Below are 15,234 nucleotides of genomic sequence, written 5' to 3' on the forward strand. Positions count from 1 at the left end.
TGGCCTCACGCCGCAGCCGGGCGCGCCCGCTGCCCTGACGACCAGTTGCGAGGAGACTCATGACCAACCACCGCGAAGAATCTCCGACGGGCAGCGCAGCGATGAAACGGCGCCGCGCCGCGGGCGCCGTCCGGGTGCTCGCGGGGCTCGGTGCCGCGCTGCTGATCGCGGGGTGCTCGGCCGGACAGCCGGGCGAGGTGAACGGGGACCCCGCCGGCCAGACCTCCGGGTCTCCTGCCCGCCCTGCCGGCACGACCACCGTGACCGTGGCGACCTCCCCCGCCCCGGAGCAGGCCCAGCTCACCGAGGTGGATCCGGCCGACTTCGCGGCGCCACGAAATCCGGGGGCCTACGCCTGGAACTACTCCACCGGCGGGCCGAACGTGGGACTGTGCGTCGCCGACCAGGACGGAGTGACCTGCACGGGCCGGCCCGCACCCGAGGTCCCGGACCTGACCGAGCATTTCCCGGGCCGCCCGGGCGCGATCGAGCTCGGCGCTGTGGGTCTGCGCTACACGTTCGTCGAGGGAGTCCCGCCGGTCTCGGCGCGCCTGGACACCGGGCAGGCGGTGCAGATCGGCGACCTCCGCTGCGCGAAACCGGACGCCTCCACGCTCGAATGCCGTACGGGGGCGAACAGCTTCACGGTGAGTGGCCCGGAGCAGGCGATCACCACCACGGGCCCGGTCCTGGCGGAGACCGACTACGCGAACCACCCCTCCGCTGGGACCAGGGAGCCGTCCGCACGGTCCGGCGCGCGGGACCAACCCAACGCCCAGCCCCCTGAATTCATCGGCGCCACTGGTCTTGTCAGTGGGGTTCGCACCTCCTCCGGGCGGCTGGTCACCGCGTCGGCGCCGCCCTGCGACGGCCGGGGGATCCTCATCGTGGAGTCCTACATCGAGAGCCCTGATCCCCAGTCCGGCATCGCGGCTCTCCTCGACCGCCATCCCGGGGCCGAGTTCATGACCCCGGGGCAGTGCCCGTCGCTCCGCGCAGAGGTGGGCGGGGCCCGCGTGTACCCGGTCTACATCGATCACGGCCACAACACCGCCGCACTCTGCCGCGACAAGCAGGCCCGGGGCGGTAACGCCCGGGTGCTCTCCCCGACGGCCGGCTACACCGACCCCTGTTAACGCCGCCCGCGGCCGCCCGCCGCCGGGGAGGACCACCGTCGGGCCGCGCGCTCTCCACGTGCCACGTCTTGTGACCTCGTGCCGGCGGGCTCAGGCCAGCGTGGCCCGGTTGAGCGTGCTCAGGGGTTCGTTGACGTCCGAGAAGGTGGCGCTCACCTCGGTGATCCCGAACCCGGCCAGGCGTTCGGTATGCATCGCGACGTAGGCCTCGGCGTGGTCGCGGGTGTCGAAGAGGTAGATCCCGCCGGACCGCCCGGCCTGCTCGTCCTCGATCCAGACCTTCCAGATGAAACCCGGTTCGGCGTTGATCGACTCCGCCAGCCCCCGGAAGGCCTCGGCCATCTCCGATCCCCAGGGTCCCTGCATCGGGAAGTTCACCTGTACCAACACAGCCATCGTCGCTCTCCCGGTCCGTCTCGTCACCCCAGGATACAGAGGGTCAACAGGTCAGCCGCCGGCCGAACGATCGCCGTCCCAGCGCCCGGCCGGCCCGGTGCGACCAGGGACCTCGGCCCACACCCGCCGCCAGTGATCGGCCAGAGAGTCGACGGTCTCGTGGGCGTTGAGACCGCTCGGCTGGGGCACCACCCACAGCTCGACCCCCGCCGGCCAATCCGGCACCGACCCGGGGTCCTGTCGGCCGGAGCTCGCGCGGGGCAGCGAGTACGCAATCCGGAACGCGGTGATCCCCACGACCGCCACGACATCCGGACGCAATCGGCGAGCGCGTTCGGCGAGCCGTACTCCGCCCGCGCGCAGTTCCTCCCGGGACAGCTCGTCGGCGCGCGCCGTGGCGCGCCCGACGAAGTTGGTGATCCCGATCCCTGCCGAGACCACCCTCTCCTCGTCCGCCTCGGACAACCCCGTCGAGGCGTCCACCAGGTGTTTCGTGAGGCCGGCTCGGTGGAGCGAGGGCCAGAACCGGTTTCCGGGGCGGGCGAACGGCGCGTTGACGGCCGCGGTCCACAGCCCGGGGTTGATGCCCACGATGAGCAGTCGCAGCGCGCCGGGGTCGACCGGCAGAAGATCGTCCATGCCGTCCTCGCGCAGGCCCGCGAACGCGGCGAGATCCTCCCGGGTGGGACGCCTGCCGCCCAGCGGCGAGGGCCGGCGCGGGATCGCCGACACAGCGCGTCGTCCACCAACGGCGTCCCGGAGCACCTGTCGGTCGTGGGAGTGCACCATGGGCGCGACTGTACTGCGATGTCCGACCCGGCTGGCATGGTGCACGGTGCCCGTCAGCCGCACGCGCATACTCAGGAGCCCGATGCCCACCCAGTACGAATCCGGCGCCGAGACCGAAGGGTCACACTCGGACTGGAAGCTCCTACTCGCGGCCGTGGAATGCCTGCACGGCCGCGGGTTCACCGGTCTCCGCGCAATTCCTCACCACGGCCCGGTCGGGTACTGGCGCTTCGCGGTGACCCCCGCGGCGAACCTGACGGGTGGCGTGAGCTTCCCGCCGCGGGGCGACGATGCCGTATTCACCGTCTCCGCGGGCGGCTTCCCCACCGTGGGAACCCTGCGGATCGGCCCGGAGACCACCGTCGACCGGGTCGCGGACGAGATCCTGCGGCACCTCGGCTCCGCGGCGGCGGTCACGTCCGCCGACGACGTCGCCTACGTCGAGTGGTACTCCCGTATGCGCCTCCGAGCCGAGCAGGTCGACGGTCGTCCGTCGGCGTTCAGTGATTCCGACTCGACATGGCGGCTCGGGGATGAGGCGACCGATCCGCCGCCCGGGTGGGTCGAGGGGTAGCCGGTGGACGGCATCGCGATCGCCGGGTCAGGAAGTCCCCGTCGGGCCGGGCGGATCGAGGGTCGCGGAGGTCGACCCCAGTGCAGCGAGGACGCGGTTGAGGTCCCGCGCGCCGCGCACCCGGTACATCCGGCGGTGTGCGTTCGCCGGTTCCTTCATCGCCGCCTCGTAGCGGTCCCGCGTTCGGGGATACAGCGACCAGGCGATCCAGAGGAGGGACTCCTCGCCCCGCCAGAACATCAGAGACGACCAGCGTTCGCGGTTACCGTTCCACAGCTCCTGCCGGGTCGCCACGCGCCTCACGGTTCGCCGAAACGCCCGCGACAACGCCACCAGGCGGGACGGATTGACCCAGACGATGGTGTCAGCGCGATCCCACACGAGCGTGCCGATCTTGGACCGGTAGTTGCCGTCCACCACCCAGGAGCCGCCCTCGATCGCCCGGAGCACCCGTTCGCGCATCTCGTCCGCCGTGGCCGCGGTCCAGTCGGGCCCCCAGTGCAGCGCGTCGAGCTCGATGTGGGTAATTCCGCACTTGTCCGCGATCCTCTTCGCCGTCGTCGTCTTGCCCGAACCGGAGCTACCCACCACCAGGACGCGCCGCGCGGCCGTCACGCTCGCCCGCCCCCGGCGGGCTCGCAGAGCCCGCCCAGGCGTGCACCGAACCCCGCACTCAGGACGTGCGCGCGCTCCAGTGGGATCCAGAAGCATGTCCACGCTGGGCTCGTACCGCCGCCCCGGGGATGCGGCTCCCCGGCCGACCATCGCTCGGGCAGCGACCGGTCCTCGGGTTCGAGATGGAAGAAGTGCCGCTCGTGGATCTCGGGTTTCGTCGGCCGGAAGTCGTAGAGTCCACTTCCCAACGGTCGGACCACGCGGGCGCGCAGCCCGGTCTCCTCGGCGACCTCCCGGACCGCGGCCTCCGCGGGCGCCTCACCGGGTTCGATCGTCCCGGCGGGAACCTGGACGCCGAGTTCGGCCTGCGGAAAATCGTCGTGCGTGAACACGAGGAGCCTGCCCTCGTGCATCACGTAGGCGACCACCTTCGCCACGGTGGCCGGCTCGGTCTCTGCGGTGGTCACTGCCGACCGGCGCATTCGCTGATGTCGGTCGAGTCCCCCGGCATGAGGGCCACGTGCGGACGGCCACGAACGAGGCTCACCGCATACGCGGACGACTCCGCCGAGCCGTTGGGAACCCCCACGTACGTCGACACGAACTGATCGTAACCGCGAGCCGGGTCCCGCTGACCCCAGCCGCTGTCAGGACGCCTCGATGAGCTCGACCCCGTAGTCGGTGACGACAGCGCGGACCTCGGCGAGGTAGCGCTGCGCCTGATCGGTCAGCGGGATCCCGGAATGGCTGATCCAACCGATCTCGATGCTCTCGTCCACCTCGAGCGGTATCGCGACGATCTCCGGGTCGAGATCGTCGCTGATGATCCCGGTGGAGATCGTGTAGCCGTCGAGACCGATCATGAGGTTGAAGATCGTCGCGCGGTCAGAGACCCGGATGTCCCGCTTGCTCGACCGAGTCGAGAGGATCTCCTCCGCGAAGTAGAACGAGTTGTTCGCGCCCTGGTCGAAGGTGAGGCGGGGTAGGTCCGTCAGGTCGTCGAGGGTGACCCGGTCCCGCGCGGCGAGCGGGTTCTGCCGCGAGATGAAGATGTGCGGCACCGCGTCGAAGAGCGGGTGGAACACCAGACCGGAGTCGCGGAGAAGCTTGTCGATGACCTTCCGGTTGAAGTCGTTCCGGAACAGCACGCCGAGCTCGCTGCGGAGCGTCCGCACGTCCTCGATGATGTCCCAGGTCCGGGTCTCCCGGAGAGAGAACTCGTACTGCTCCGCGTCGCCTGCCTGCACCATCCGGATGAACGCCTCGACCACGAACGAGTAGTGCTGGGCCGAGACCCCGAGCAGGCGGCGGGACGGCGGCTGCCCGAGATACCGCTGCTCCAACAGCGACATCTGCTCGACGACCTGCCTGGCGTACCCGAGGAACTCCGCACCCTCCTCGGTCAGAGTGACACCGCGTGCTGAACGGGAGAGCAGCGTGCGACCCACTCGCGACTCGAGGTCCTTCATCGCGGCGGACATGGTCGGCTGGGCGACGTAGAGCAGTTCGGCCGCGCCGGTGATCGAGCCCTCCGCCGCGACCTCGATGAAGTAGGTCAGTTGCTGCAGGGTGATCCCCCGGGAGTCGCGCGCCATAGGCATTAACTATAGAGATTCATAGCGAGTAGTAGTTACCCGATACCTGAACTGGGACTGCAAGATGGAGGCCCACAGTTTCCGCAGTGCCGAGCCCGGCCGACCGACCTCAGAATTGGATGTCCATGTCGGACGATTTCACGTATCGCATCAGCACCACCCCCTTCGACGAGAACTACTCCCCGTCGGAAGATTCCCGTACCACCACGAACTTCGCGAACCTGGCCCGGGGCGAACACCGTCAGCTCAACCTCCGCGCGGCTTTGGCGATGATGAACGACCGGATCAACGAACTCGCGCCCCGGGACAACCCCGACCGCGACCGCTACGCCGTGGAGCTCGAGATCGTCTCCGCCGCTCTTCAGTTCACCGCCGACCAGCAGAACCTCGAGTTCCCGCTGATCGAGGTCCTGGACGTGACGATCCTCGACCGGAGCACCGGCGACCGCCTGCCGGGGATCGTGGGGAACAACTTCTCCTCCTACGTCCGCGACTACGACTTCAGCGTCCGGCTCCCGGCGGCCAACCAGGGGGGCGATGGGTTCACCGTCCCGCACGACTTCGGTGACCTGCACGGGGCGCTCTTCCAACACTTCATCGACTCCCCCGCCTACCGGCAGCGCTTCGACGCGACACCCGTGATCTGCATCAGCGTCTCGACGAGCCGGACCTACCACCGCACCGGGAACCAGCATCCGGCCCTGGGCGTGGAGTACGCCCAGGACGACTACTCCCTCACCGACGAGTACTTCGCCAAAATGGGCCTGTCGGTCCGATACTTCCTGCCGCCCGGCGGCGTCGCCCCGCTCGCCTTCTATTTCCGGGGAGACCTGCTCGACGACTACTCGGACCTGCAGCTCGCCGGCACCATCGCCGTGATGGAGACCTTCCAGAAGATCTACCGGCCGGAGATCTACAACGCGCACTCCCCCGCCGGCGAGGTCTACCGACCGAGCCTGGACCACCCGGACTTCACGCCCACCCCGATCGTGTACGACCGGCAGGAGCGCAGTCAGCTCGCCAAGAAGCAGGGCGCGTACACCGACGAGGTCCTCATGACCCCCCACGGCGCCCTGCTCGAGCAGTGGGCCGCCCGCTACCCGGTGCTCGTCGGATGAGCGCCGCAGGAGAGACCACCATGGATCACCTACTCCCCACCACGACCGTCGGCAGTCTGCCCAAGCCCTCGTGGCTCGCGCAGCCCGAGACCCTCTGGTCACCCTGGCGGCTGGAGGGCGCCGAGCTGGCCGAGGGAAAGCAGGACGCGCTGCGTATCGCCACCAAGGAGCAGGGCGATCGCGGCATCGACATCATCAGCGACGGCGAGCAGACCCGCCAGCACTTCGTCACGACCTTCATCGAGCATCTCGACGGGGTGGACTTCGAGCGGCGCGAGACCGTCCGGATCCGCGACCGGTACGACGCCAGCGTGCCGACAGTCGTGGGCGCCGTGAGCCGGGAGAAGCCGGTGTTCGTCGACGACGCCGCGTTCCTGCGCACCCAGACCGACCAGCCCATCAAGTGGGCCCTGCCCGGCCCCATGACGATGATCGACACCCTCTACGACAGCCACTACGGCAGCCGCGAGAAGCTGGCGTGGGAGTTCGCGACGATCCTCAATCAGGAGGCCCGCGAACTCGAGGCTGCGGGGGTCGACATCATCCAGTTCGACGAGCCCGCCTTCAACGTCTACTTCGACGAGCTCAAGGATTGGGGTGTGGCGGCACTGGAGCGCGCGGCCGAAGGACTGCGCGCGGAGACCGCGGTCCACATCTGCTACGGCTACGGCATCAAGGCCAACACCGAATGGAAGGCCACCCTCGGATCGGAATGGCGCCAGTACGAGGAATCGTTCCCGCTGCTGCAGCAGTCCGACATCGACATCATCTCCCTGGAGTGCCACAACTCCCGCGTCCCGGTGGATCTCGTCGAGCTGGTCCGCGGCAAGAAGGTCATGCTCGGGGCGATCGACGTGGCCAGCGAGCAGGTCGAGACCCCAGAGGAGGTCGCGGAGACCCTCCGCAAGGCGCTGGAGTTCGTCGACGCGGAGAACCTCATGCCGAGCACGAACTGCGGGATGGCACCGCTGCCCCGGGACGTCGCACTTGCCAAGCTCAGCGCGCTCAGCGCTGGCACGCACCTCGTTCGCCGAGAGCTCGCCGGCTCGTGCACCTGACCCGTCACGGGGGGGCGGCCCCGGCGTCACTGGTTCGTCAGCGGCCCCCGGACGTCGTAGTGCGCGACCACGAAGTCGCGGTTGCGCTCGCACCCCTTTAGCTCGAGGTCGAAGGCGCCGCCGAAGAGCGGCTTGCCCGAACCGAGGGTCACGGGTGCGATCGAGACCACCACCTCGTCGAGCATCCCCGCCCCGGCGAACTCGGCTGCCAGCCCTCCCCCGCCCATGACCCACACGTCGCGGCCGGAAGCCGCCGCCACGAGCGTCGCGCGATGATCGGCGGGGCTGCCGGCGAGGAACGAGATGTGGTCATTCGCCGCCTCGAGATCGCGGTGGGTGAACACGAAGGTGGGGATCTCGGGCAGCCAGTCGCGGTCGTGTTCGAGGACCCACGTGTAGGTGGACGACCCCATGACCTGGGCTCCCACCTCCGTGAGGAACGCGTCGGTGCTGCCCGGCCCGTTCTCGTCGATGTCCTGCTTGAAGAGCCAGGCCAGGGAGTGGTCGTCGTCGGCGAGGAATCCGTCGAGGGTCGTGGCGGTGTAGTAGCGGTAGCGGGTCATGACAGTCCTCCTGAGGCGCGGCGGTGCCACATGATCGGATCGGGATCGAGGCCCTTGATGTCGACGCCCGCCTGCGCGAGCATCCACCGGGCGAGCTGGCGGCGATGGGCCGCGAAGGTGAGAGTGTGGGCGACGATCTGAGAGAGCAGGAAGGATTCGGGTGGGTCGCAGAGCGCGTCGATCACCCGGTCGCCCCATGCTCCACGCCGTTCCACATCGCGTGTGAGCGCCAGCCACCGCGCGGCGATCTCCGAGTGCCGCCGGCGCAGAGACGGGACGTCGGTTGCCGCGGAAAGATCAGGCTCGTCATCACCCTCGATGCACGCGAGCCACGGCAGTTTGTCCAGGGCCAGGTGGTGCAGGACGTCCGCGAGCGAGGTCTCGTCCCCTGACCACTCGAGCACGCGGTGGTCCGGCATCCTCTCGCGCCGGAATTCGTCGTCGTCGACCTCCTCGGCGGCGGCGAGCAGCGCATCGGTGTCCTCGAGGTCGTGGCGGACCATCAGGGCGACGACGTCTCCGGCCGACACCTCCCGCCCCACATCGACGTAGAGCACCGTCGGGGAGTGGAAATGGATGCCGTTCGGCGCCGGCAACCAGTGCCCGCGCTCGTGCGCGCGGGACATGGCGCTCGGAGGACACCCGAACGCCCGGGAGAAGGAGCGCGAGAAGCCCTCGACCGAGTCGTACCCCGCCGCGAACGCCGCGTCGGTGACGGTCCGTCCCCGCTGGAGCTCCCAGGCCGCGCGCTCGAGAAGGACGCGACGCCGCAGCGCCGCCGGCGCCTCCCCGGCCGCCCGGCTCACCTGACGAGTGAAGTGGAACGACGACGAATGGGCTCCGGCAGCGAGGGTGCCCACGACTGCAGCGCCCTCGTGCTCGACGAGGACGGCGTCGAGCAGCTCGCGGAGGCGATCTCGTCCCGGGCGTCGTGCGGTCATGCCTTGATTATCAGCGGAGCGGGCCGCCATCGGCTTGACCGTTCGTGCTCGATTTTGGCCCGCTGATCTCACCGCGGACCGCGCAGACCGCCGCCGCGTCTGCGCCGCGGTCTCAGACGTTGAAGCGGAACTCCACCACGTCGCCGTCGGCCATGACGTAGTCCTTGCCCTCCATGCGGACCTTGCCGGCGGCCTTGGCCGCGGCCATGGACCCGGCGGCGTCGAGGTCGTCGAAGGAGACGATCTCGGCCTTGATGAAGCCCTTCTCGAAGTCGGTGTGGATGACGCCGGCGGCCTTGGGGGCGGTGTCGCCCTTGCGGATCGTCCAGGCGCGCGACTCCTTGGGGCCGGCGGTGAGGTAGGTCTGCAGGCCGAGGGTGTGGAAGCCGGCGCGGGCCAGCGCGTTGAGGCCGGGCTCGGTCTGGCCGATCGACTCCAGCAGTTCCATGGCGTCGTCCTCGTCGAGCTCCTGCAGCTCGGCCTCGACCTTGGCGTCCAGGAAGACCGCGTCCGCGGGCGCGACGGCGGCGCTGAGCTCGGCCTTGCGCTCGTCGCTGGTGAGCACGGACTCGTCGGCGTTGAAGACGTAGAGGAACGGCTTGGCGGTCATCAGGTGCAGGTCGCGCAGCAGGCCGCGGTCGATCTCGTCCTGGGCCTTGAACAGGGTGCGCCCGTCCTCGAGCACCGCCTGGGCCTTGCGGATCTCGTCGAGCTGGGCCACCAGGGACTTGTCCTTACGGGCGTCCTTCTCGATACGCGGCAGGGCCTTCTCGATGGTCTCGAGGTCCGCCAGGATCAGCTCGGTGGCGATCACCTCGATATCGGCCATCGGGTCCACCTTGCCGTCCACGTGGATGACGTCCGGGTCGTCGAAGACGCGGACGACCTGGCAGATGGCGTCGGCCTCGCGGATGTTGGCGAGGAACTTGTTGCCCATGCCCTCGCCGGTGCTGGCGCCCTTGACGATGCCCGCGATGTCGACGAACGACACCACGGCGGGCAGGATCCGCTCGGAGCCGAAGATCTCGGCGAGCCGGTTGAGGCGCGGGTCGGGCAGGTCGACCACGCCGACGTTGGGCTCGATGGTGGCGAACGGGTAGTTCGCCGCGAGGACGTCGTTGTTCGTCAGGGCGTTGAACAGGGTCGACTTACCGACGTTGGGCAGTCCGACGATTCCGAGGGTGAGGCTCACGAGGGCACAGTCTACGGACAGCCACCGCCGGCCCTCCCCCTCGGCCGTCGGAGCCGTGACGGGAGCGCCCCGACGCGGCCTCTGACAAGATGACACTCATGAGCGACGAGCCGAAACCGCATCCCCCCGTCGAGGATCAGGAACAGCACGTCGACAGGTCCGTCCTCATCGGCCTCGGCGGACGATGGGTCACGGACTGGGCGCTGCGGTTGGCGATCCTGCTCGTCGCGGGCTGGCTGGTCTCGCGGATCGGCGGGGCCCTGTGGGTGGGCATCCTGCCCATCCTGCTGGCGCTGATCATCTCCACCGTCCTGTGGCCTCCCACGGGCTGGATGGTGCGGCACAAGGTGCCCAAGTCGCTGGCCGCGCTGCTGTCGATCGTCGGCGCGCTCGGGCTCCTCTCGGGTGTCATCGCACTGATCGCGCCGTCGATCGTGCAGCAGAGCGTGCAGCTCGCCGACCAGACGTCCGAGGCGATCGGTGAGGTGCAGGACTGGCTCCGGGGTCCGCCGCTCAACATCCGCGACGAGCAGCTGGACGGGGTGCTCGACCAGCTCAGCTCGACGCTGCAGGACCGGGGCGACCAGATCGCCTCGGGCGTGTTCTCCGGGGTCAGCGCGGTGGGCTCCCTCCTCGTCACGCTCGTCCTGGTCCTGGTGCTGACGTTCTTCTTCATCAAGGACGGGCCGCGGTTCCTGCCGTTCGTGCGCCGCAACACCGGGCGCACCGCCGGCCGTCACCTCACCGAGGTCCTCACCCGGGCGTGGAACACGCTGGGCGGATACATCCGTGCCCAGGCGATCGTCTCGTTCGTCGACGCCGTACTCATCGGTCTGGCCCTGGTGATCCTCGGGGTGCCGCTGGCGTGGGCGCTGGCGGTCATCACGTTCATCGCCGGGTTCATCCCGATCGTCGGTGCGTTCACGGCCGGCGCGTTGGCGGTGTTGATCGCGCTGGTGGCCAACGGGTTCACCACGGCGATCATCGTCCTCGTGGTGATCATCGCGGTGCAGCAGATCGAGGGCAACGTGCTCCAGCCGATCCTGCAGTCGCGGGCGATGAACCTGCACCCGGGCGTCATCCTCCTCGGTGTGGCCGCGGGAAGCACGCTGTTCGGCATCATCGGCGCGTTCCTCGCGGTGCCGATCCTCGCAGTGGTGGCGGTGGTGATCCGGTACATCAACGAGCAGATCGACCTCCGCACCGGGGACGTCACCGCCTCGGATCTGGCTTCCGCGACCGACGAGGGCCGTCTGACCGCCTGGCTCGGTGAGATGTCCAGCTCGCGGTTCGCCGCGCTGCGCAAGAGCAGCACCGCGATCATGGCCGGGATGATCGACGAGCGCCCGGACATCGCCCCGCCGGGCTCCACCGCGGTCGGCGGGGTCCCCGCCGGGGCTCCGGGTGGTGCGGGGGCCTCCCCGTCCGGGGGCCACGCCGAGGCGGGCGGAGATGCGAGCGCCACCGCTCCGCCGATGTCGGAGGAGCTGCCGCCCGAGCCCGGGGTCGTCGACTCCAAGGCGGTCACCGGCCGGCGCCCCTCCCCGAGAGAGGAGGAGGCGGCCAGACCCAACCCGCTGCGCCGTTTCGGCCGTTTCCTCGCCCGTCGACTGGGCGGTTAGAGTCTTCTCCCGTGAGCAGACGCAGGAGTGGTCGGGTGCCCGCGGACGAGAGGTCCGTGGTGTCCTCGTGGCGCGGTCTACCGGCCTGGACCGCGGTGCTGCTGGCCGTCGCCATCGCGCTGACCGGGGTCGCGATCGACTCCGGCGCGGGTGAGCTGGGCGCCGGCTTCGCGGTCGCCTACGTGCTCGGGTGCGTGGTGTCGGTGCTCGCGGTGGCGCGTCGCTCGGTGTTCGTCGCCGGCGTGCAGCCGCCGATCATCATGGCGCTGCTGGTACCGCTGGTCTACGTGATCTCCGGGGCGGGTTCGGGAGCGGACGTCTTCTCCCGCGGTCAGGTGATCTCGGTCGCCCTGCCGTTGGCGACCCGCTTCCCGTTGATGATCGGCACGACCGTGGTCGTCGTCGTACTCGCCCTGATCCGGGCGTTCGTGCTGGAGCCCCGCGCCGCCCGCCCGCCGGCCCCGTACCTACAGCGCACCGCCCCGGCACACGCCCGCCGCTGAGGCGGGGCGCACCGGGGCGGCGCGTGGGATTCGCTGCTGCGCCCGCGGATCACGGGCGACCCGGTCAGGCCTTCTGCGGGGCGCGCAGCGAGCGGGGCAGCGCGAAGGTGATGGTCTCCTGCGCGGTCCGGACGGGCGAGACGTCGTTGTAGCCGTGCCGGGCCAGCAGGTCGAGCACCCCGCGCACGAGAACCTCCGGCACGGAGGCGCCGGAGGTCACACCGACGGTGGTCACGCCCTCTAACCAGGAGGTGTCGACCTCCTTGGCGTAGTCCACGAGGTGCGCGTCGCGGGCGCCGGCCTGGAGGGCGACCTCCACGAGGCGCACCGAGTTGGACGAGTTCTGCGAGCCCACCACGATGACGAGATCGCACTGCGGCGCCATCGCCTTGACCGCGGTCTGGCGGTTCTGGGTGGCGTAGCAGATGTCGTCCGAGGGCGGGTCGACCAGCGTGGGGTACTTCTCCTTGAGGCGGCGGACCGTCTCCATGGTCTCGTCGACGCTGAGGGTGGTCTGGGAGAGCCAGATGAGCTTCTCCGTGTCGACGGGGATCTCCAGAGCGTCGACCGACTCGGGCCCGTCGACGAGGGTCACCACGTCGGGCGCCTCCCCGGCCGTGCCCTCGACCTCCTCGTGGCCCTCGTGACCCACCAGGAGGATCTGGTAGCCCTCGCGGGCGAAGCGCTTGACCTCGGTGTGCACCTTGGTCACGAGCGGGCAGGTGGCGTCGAAGGTGTTGAGCTCCAGCTGCAGGGCGCTCTCGCGCACCGCGGGCGAGACCCCGTGGGCGGAGAACACGAGGTTCGCCCCGCGCGGGACCTCGTCGGTCTCGTCGACGAAGATCACGCCCTGGTCGGTGAAGGACTCCACGACGTGCTTGTTGTGGACGATCTCCTTGCGGACGTACAGCGGCGCCCCGTGCTTCTCCAGGGCTTTCTCAACCGTCTCGACGGCTCGGTCGACGCCGGCACAGTAGCCGCGCGGTTCCGCGAGTAGTACCCGCTTGGTTGCCGGTTCGGCGATCATGTCGGTCTGCTCGGTCATGCCCCCAGGGTACGGTTCATACTGGATTTCGACCATTACGCCTCCCTCCACGCCCCCCGGCAGAGAGGTCCGCATGCTCCGACCACTTTTCCTCACCCGCGCCTCGATCGGTCTGGCCGCCACCGCGGCCGAGCGTGTCGTGGCCCTGCCCGGCCGCGCGATCGAGGCGGTGTCCTCGCTGCCCGGCGTGCCCGTGCGGGTCGCCGGCGGCCTGGTGCAGTCATACCTGCACGCGGGGCAGACCCTCACCGACCTCGCCGTCAAGGGGGACAGGGTGCTCGCCACGGTCTTCCCCGCCCGATCGGATCAGCCGGAGTGGGCGACGTTCGACGAGGACGAGACCGACGAGGTCCTGGACGTCTCCTACCGGGTCTACGGGTCGTCGCGGCCGGGCCGGGGTGGCGGGGATGACGATGACGATCCGGACGTGCCGACCGGTCGCGTCACCCCCCGCGACACGTGAGCGCCTCGTCCCCCCGCACCCCGAGCAGCCCCGAGTCACCGTGGCCGGTCCGGGTCGTCTCCGACCAGATCGCCGCGTGGATCCACCGCCTGGGCGCGGTGTGGGTCGAGGGGCAGATCACCCAGCTCAGTCTGCGCCCGGGCACCCGCACGGCCTTCCTCACGCTGCGTGACCCGTCCGTCGACAACTCGCTCACGCTCACCTGCCCGCCGCGGCTCATCTCGGAGTCACCCGTTCCGGTGACGGAGGGCAGCCGGGTCGTGGTGCGCGGGACCCCGCGCTTCTACACGGGCCGCGGCTCGTTCTCGCTCCAGGTCTCGGAGATCCGCCCGGTCGGCGTGGGCGAGCTGCTGGCGCGCATCGAGCGGCTCAAGCAGGCGCTGGCCGCGGAGGGCCTGTTCGATCCCCGCCTCAAGCGGCCGCTGCCGTTCCTGCCCACGTGCGTGGGTCTGATCACGGGCCGGGCCAGTGCCGCCGAGCGCGACGTGGTCGAGGTGGCGCGCGGCCGGTGGCCGGACGTGCGTTTCGCCGTGCGCAACACCGCCGTGCAGGGGGTGTCCGCCGTGCCACAGATCCTCGACGCGCTGGCCGAGCTGGACGCCGACCCCGTCGTCGACGTCATCATCCTCGCCCGCGGCGGCGGCTCGGTCGAGGACCTCCTCCCCTTCTCCGACGAGGCGCTGATCCGCGCGATCTCGCGGTGCCGCACGCCGGTCGTCTCGGCGATCGGGCACGAGCCCGACTCCCCGCTGTCGGACCTCGTCGCCGACCTGCGCGCCGCCACGCCCACCGACGCCGCCAAGCGTGTCGTCCCCGACGTGGTCGAGGAGCGGCGGCGCATCGCCGAGGCCCGCGCCCGCACCGCCCGGGCCCTGCGCGGGTGGGTGGAGCGTGAGCGCGACCAGCTCGCCGCGGTGCGGTCCCGACCGTGCATGGCGAACCCGTACGGGATCGTCGACTCGCGCGCGGAGGTCGTCGCCGGGGCGCTGCGGGCGGCGCGGCGGGACATCACCCGGATCATCGACTCGGAGACCGCGTCGCTCGGTCACCTGTCGGCGCGCCTGACCACCCTCGGCCCGGCGGCGACGCTTGCCCGCGGCTACGCGGTCGTCCAGTCGGTGGCAGGGGTGCACGACGGCCGGGTGGTGTCTTCGATCGCCGACGCCCCGCCCGGGTCGCAGTTGCGGATCCGGGTCTCCGACGGCGCCCTGTCCGCGGCGGTGCTGGGGTCGACGCCCGCCGCCGGCCGCACCACGACCCCCGCGCAGGCCACCACCGGGTCGCCCGCCACCGTTACACCCGAGACCGGCACCCCTGAGTCCGACACCCCTGAGTCCGACACCCCCGAGTCCGCCACCCCCGAGGAGCAGTCCTGATGTCCGACGAGCAGACCCCCGTCTCCGAACTGGGCTACGAGCAGGCCCGCGACGAACTCATCGAGGTGGTGCGCATCCTCGAGGCCGGCGGGCAGGACCTGGACGCGTCCCTGGCCCTGTGGGAGCGGGGCGAGGAACTCGCCGCGCGGTGCACCGAGCATCTCGACGGCGCCCGTGCGCGCATCGACGCGGTCCTCGGCGACGACGACGAGGGCGGCACCGCCCGGGGCTGAGCCCGCCGCCCGGCG

19 protein-coding genes are annotated in these 15,234 nt (G+C 70.3%); 9 read left to right on the plus strand and 10 right to left on the minus strand.

The features are described from left to right. Window positions 1-59 precede the first annotated feature (59 nt). Window positions 60-1,136: a hypothetical protein gene (locus RWK90_RS02820; protein ID WP_314034455.1), complete on the plus strand. Its 1,077-nt coding sequence runs from the start codon at window positions 60-62 to the stop codon at window positions 1,134-1,136. A 90-nt stretch (window positions 1,137-1,226) separates the two neighbouring features. On the opposite strand, the gene RWK90_RS02825 is transcribed toward RWK90_RS02820, so the two are convergent. Then, on the minus strand, window positions 1,227-1,532 hold the full coding sequence (locus RWK90_RS02825; RefSeq protein WP_314034457.1) for a monooxygenase: 306 nt from the start codon (window positions 1,530-1,532) through the stop codon (window positions 1,227-1,229). Window positions 1,533-1,583: 51 nt separating this feature from the next. Then, window positions 1,584-2,321 (minus strand): mismatch-specific DNA-glycosylase, encoded by a 738-nt coding sequence (locus RWK90_RS02830; RefSeq protein ID WP_314034459.1) that lies wholly within the window; start codon window positions 2,319-2,321, stop codon window positions 1,584-1,586. Between the two features lie 82 nt (window positions 2,322-2,403). Here RWK90_RS02830 and RWK90_RS02835 point away from each other — a divergent pair, with 82 nt between their 5' ends. Further along, window positions 2,404-2,895, plus strand: a complete 492-nt coding sequence (locus RWK90_RS02835; protein WP_314034461.1) for a hypothetical protein — start codon at window positions 2,404-2,406, stop codon at window positions 2,893-2,895. Window positions 2,896-2,922: 27 nt separating this feature from the next. Here the strand turns inward: RWK90_RS02835 and RWK90_RS02840 are convergent, their stop codons facing one another. Genes RWK90_RS02840 through RWK90_RS02855 form a run of 4 tightly spaced genes read right to left on the minus strand, consistent with a single transcriptional unit; the run spans window position 2,923 to window position 5,105 of the window. Then, the gene (locus tag RWK90_RS02840; RefSeq protein WP_314034463.1) at window positions 2,923-3,510 is read right to left on the minus strand and encodes an AAA family ATPase; all 588 of its coding nucleotides are present in this window, start codon (window positions 3,508-3,510) and stop codon (window positions 2,923-2,925) included. Beyond that, window positions 3,507-3,977: an NUDIX domain-containing protein gene (locus RWK90_RS02845; RefSeq protein ID WP_314034465.1), complete on the minus strand. Its 471-nt coding sequence runs from the start codon at window positions 3,975-3,977 to the stop codon at window positions 3,507-3,509. The genes RWK90_RS02840 and RWK90_RS02845 overlap by 4 nt, the downstream gene beginning before the upstream one ends. Beyond that, on the minus strand, window positions 3,974-4,111 hold the full coding sequence (locus RWK90_RS02850; protein ID WP_314034467.1) for a hypothetical protein: 138 nt from the start codon (window positions 4,109-4,111) through the stop codon (window positions 3,974-3,976). The genes RWK90_RS02845 and RWK90_RS02850 overlap by 4 nt, the downstream gene beginning before the upstream one ends. Before the next feature lie 46 nt (window positions 4,112-4,157). Continuing rightward, complete coding sequence (locus RWK90_RS02855) at window positions 4,158-5,105, minus strand: LysR family transcriptional regulator (RefSeq protein ID WP_314034468.1); 948 nt, start codon at window positions 5,103-5,105, stop codon at window positions 4,158-4,160. 125 nt (window positions 5,106-5,230) lie between these two features. Between RWK90_RS02855 and RWK90_RS02860 the strand changes: the two genes are divergently transcribed. Both RWK90_RS02860 and RWK90_RS02865 read left to right on the plus strand, forming a co-directional pair. Beyond that, entirely contained in the window at window positions 5,231-6,223 is a 993-nt protein-coding gene (locus RWK90_RS02860; protein ID WP_314034470.1) for a putative oxygenase MesX, read from the plus strand. A gap of 20 nt (window positions 6,224-6,243) precedes the next feature. Beyond that, window positions 6,244-7,281, plus strand: coding sequence for a methionine synthase (locus RWK90_RS02865; protein WP_314034472.1), 1,038 nt, complete (start codon window positions 6,244-6,246; stop codon window positions 7,279-7,281). Between the two features lie 26 nt (window positions 7,282-7,307). Here RWK90_RS02865 and RWK90_RS02870 read toward each other — a convergent pair whose 3' ends face one another. The 3 genes from RWK90_RS02870 to ychF all read right to left on the minus strand — a co-directional run bounded on the left by RWK90_RS02870 (window position 7,308) and on the right by ychF (window position 9,977). Continuing rightward, window positions 7,308-7,844 carry a dihydrofolate reductase family protein gene (locus tag RWK90_RS02870; protein ID WP_314034474.1) on the minus strand — a complete coding sequence of 179 codons (537 nt, stop codon included), beginning with the start codon at window positions 7,842-7,844 and terminating at the stop codon, window positions 7,308-7,310. Then, a complete protein-coding gene (locus RWK90_RS02875; protein WP_314034476.1) occupies window positions 7,841-8,785 on the minus strand; it encodes an AraC family transcriptional regulator in 945 nt (314 codons plus the stop codon). The genes RWK90_RS02870 and RWK90_RS02875 overlap by 4 nt, the downstream gene beginning before the upstream one ends. A gap of 112 nt (window positions 8,786-8,897) precedes the next feature. Next, window positions 8,898-9,977: a redox-regulated ATPase YchF gene (gene ychF, locus RWK90_RS02880; RefSeq protein WP_314034478.1), complete on the minus strand. Its 1,080-nt coding sequence runs from the start codon at window positions 9,975-9,977 to the stop codon at window positions 8,898-8,900. Between the two features lie 98 nt (window positions 9,978-10,075). Here ychF and RWK90_RS02885 point away from each other — a divergent pair, with 98 nt between their 5' ends. Both RWK90_RS02885 and RWK90_RS02890 read left to right on the plus strand, forming a co-directional pair. Then, a complete protein-coding gene (locus tag RWK90_RS02885) occupies window positions 10,076-11,599 on the plus strand; it encodes an AI-2E family transporter (RefSeq protein WP_314034480.1) in 1,524 nt (507 codons plus the stop codon). An 11-nt stretch (window positions 11,600-11,610) separates the two neighbouring features. Then, the gene (locus tag RWK90_RS02890; RefSeq protein ID WP_314034482.1) at window positions 11,611-12,102 is read left to right on the plus strand and encodes a DUF6542 domain-containing protein; all 492 of its coding nucleotides are present in this window, start codon (window positions 11,611-11,613) and stop codon (window positions 12,100-12,102) included. Between the two features lie 64 nt (window positions 12,103-12,166). Here the strand turns inward: RWK90_RS02890 and RWK90_RS02895 are convergent, their stop codons facing one another. Then, window positions 12,167-13,147, minus strand: a complete 981-nt coding sequence (locus RWK90_RS02895) for a 4-hydroxy-3-methylbut-2-enyl diphosphate reductase (RefSeq protein ID WP_314034484.1) — start codon at window positions 13,145-13,147, stop codon at window positions 12,167-12,169. A 73-nt stretch (window positions 13,148-13,220) separates the two neighbouring features. Between RWK90_RS02895 and RWK90_RS02900 the strand changes: the two genes are divergently transcribed. The 3 genes from RWK90_RS02900 to RWK90_RS02910 are packed head-to-tail and all read left to right on the plus strand — an operon-like array spanning window position 13,221 to window position 15,219. After that, entirely contained in the window at window positions 13,221-13,610 is a 390-nt protein-coding gene (locus RWK90_RS02900; protein ID WP_314034485.1) for a hypothetical protein, read from the plus strand. After that, window positions 13,607-14,986 (plus strand): exodeoxyribonuclease VII large subunit, encoded by a 1,380-nt coding sequence (xseA, locus tag RWK90_RS02905; protein WP_314034487.1) that lies wholly within the window; start codon window positions 13,607-13,609, stop codon window positions 14,984-14,986. The genes RWK90_RS02900 and xseA overlap by 4 nt, the downstream gene beginning before the upstream one ends. Continuing rightward, window positions 14,986-15,219, plus strand: a complete 234-nt coding sequence (locus RWK90_RS02910) for an exodeoxyribonuclease VII small subunit (protein ID WP_007631335.1) — start codon at window positions 14,986-14,988, stop codon at window positions 15,217-15,219. Before xseA ends, RWK90_RS02910 begins: the two co-directional genes overlap by 1 nt. Window positions 15,220-15,234: the final 15 nt, after the last annotated feature.

It is taken from the genome of Dietzia sp. CH92, assembly GCF_032248695.1.
Classification (GTDB): Bacteria; Actinomycetota; Actinomycetes; order Mycobacteriales; family Mycobacteriaceae; genus Dietzia.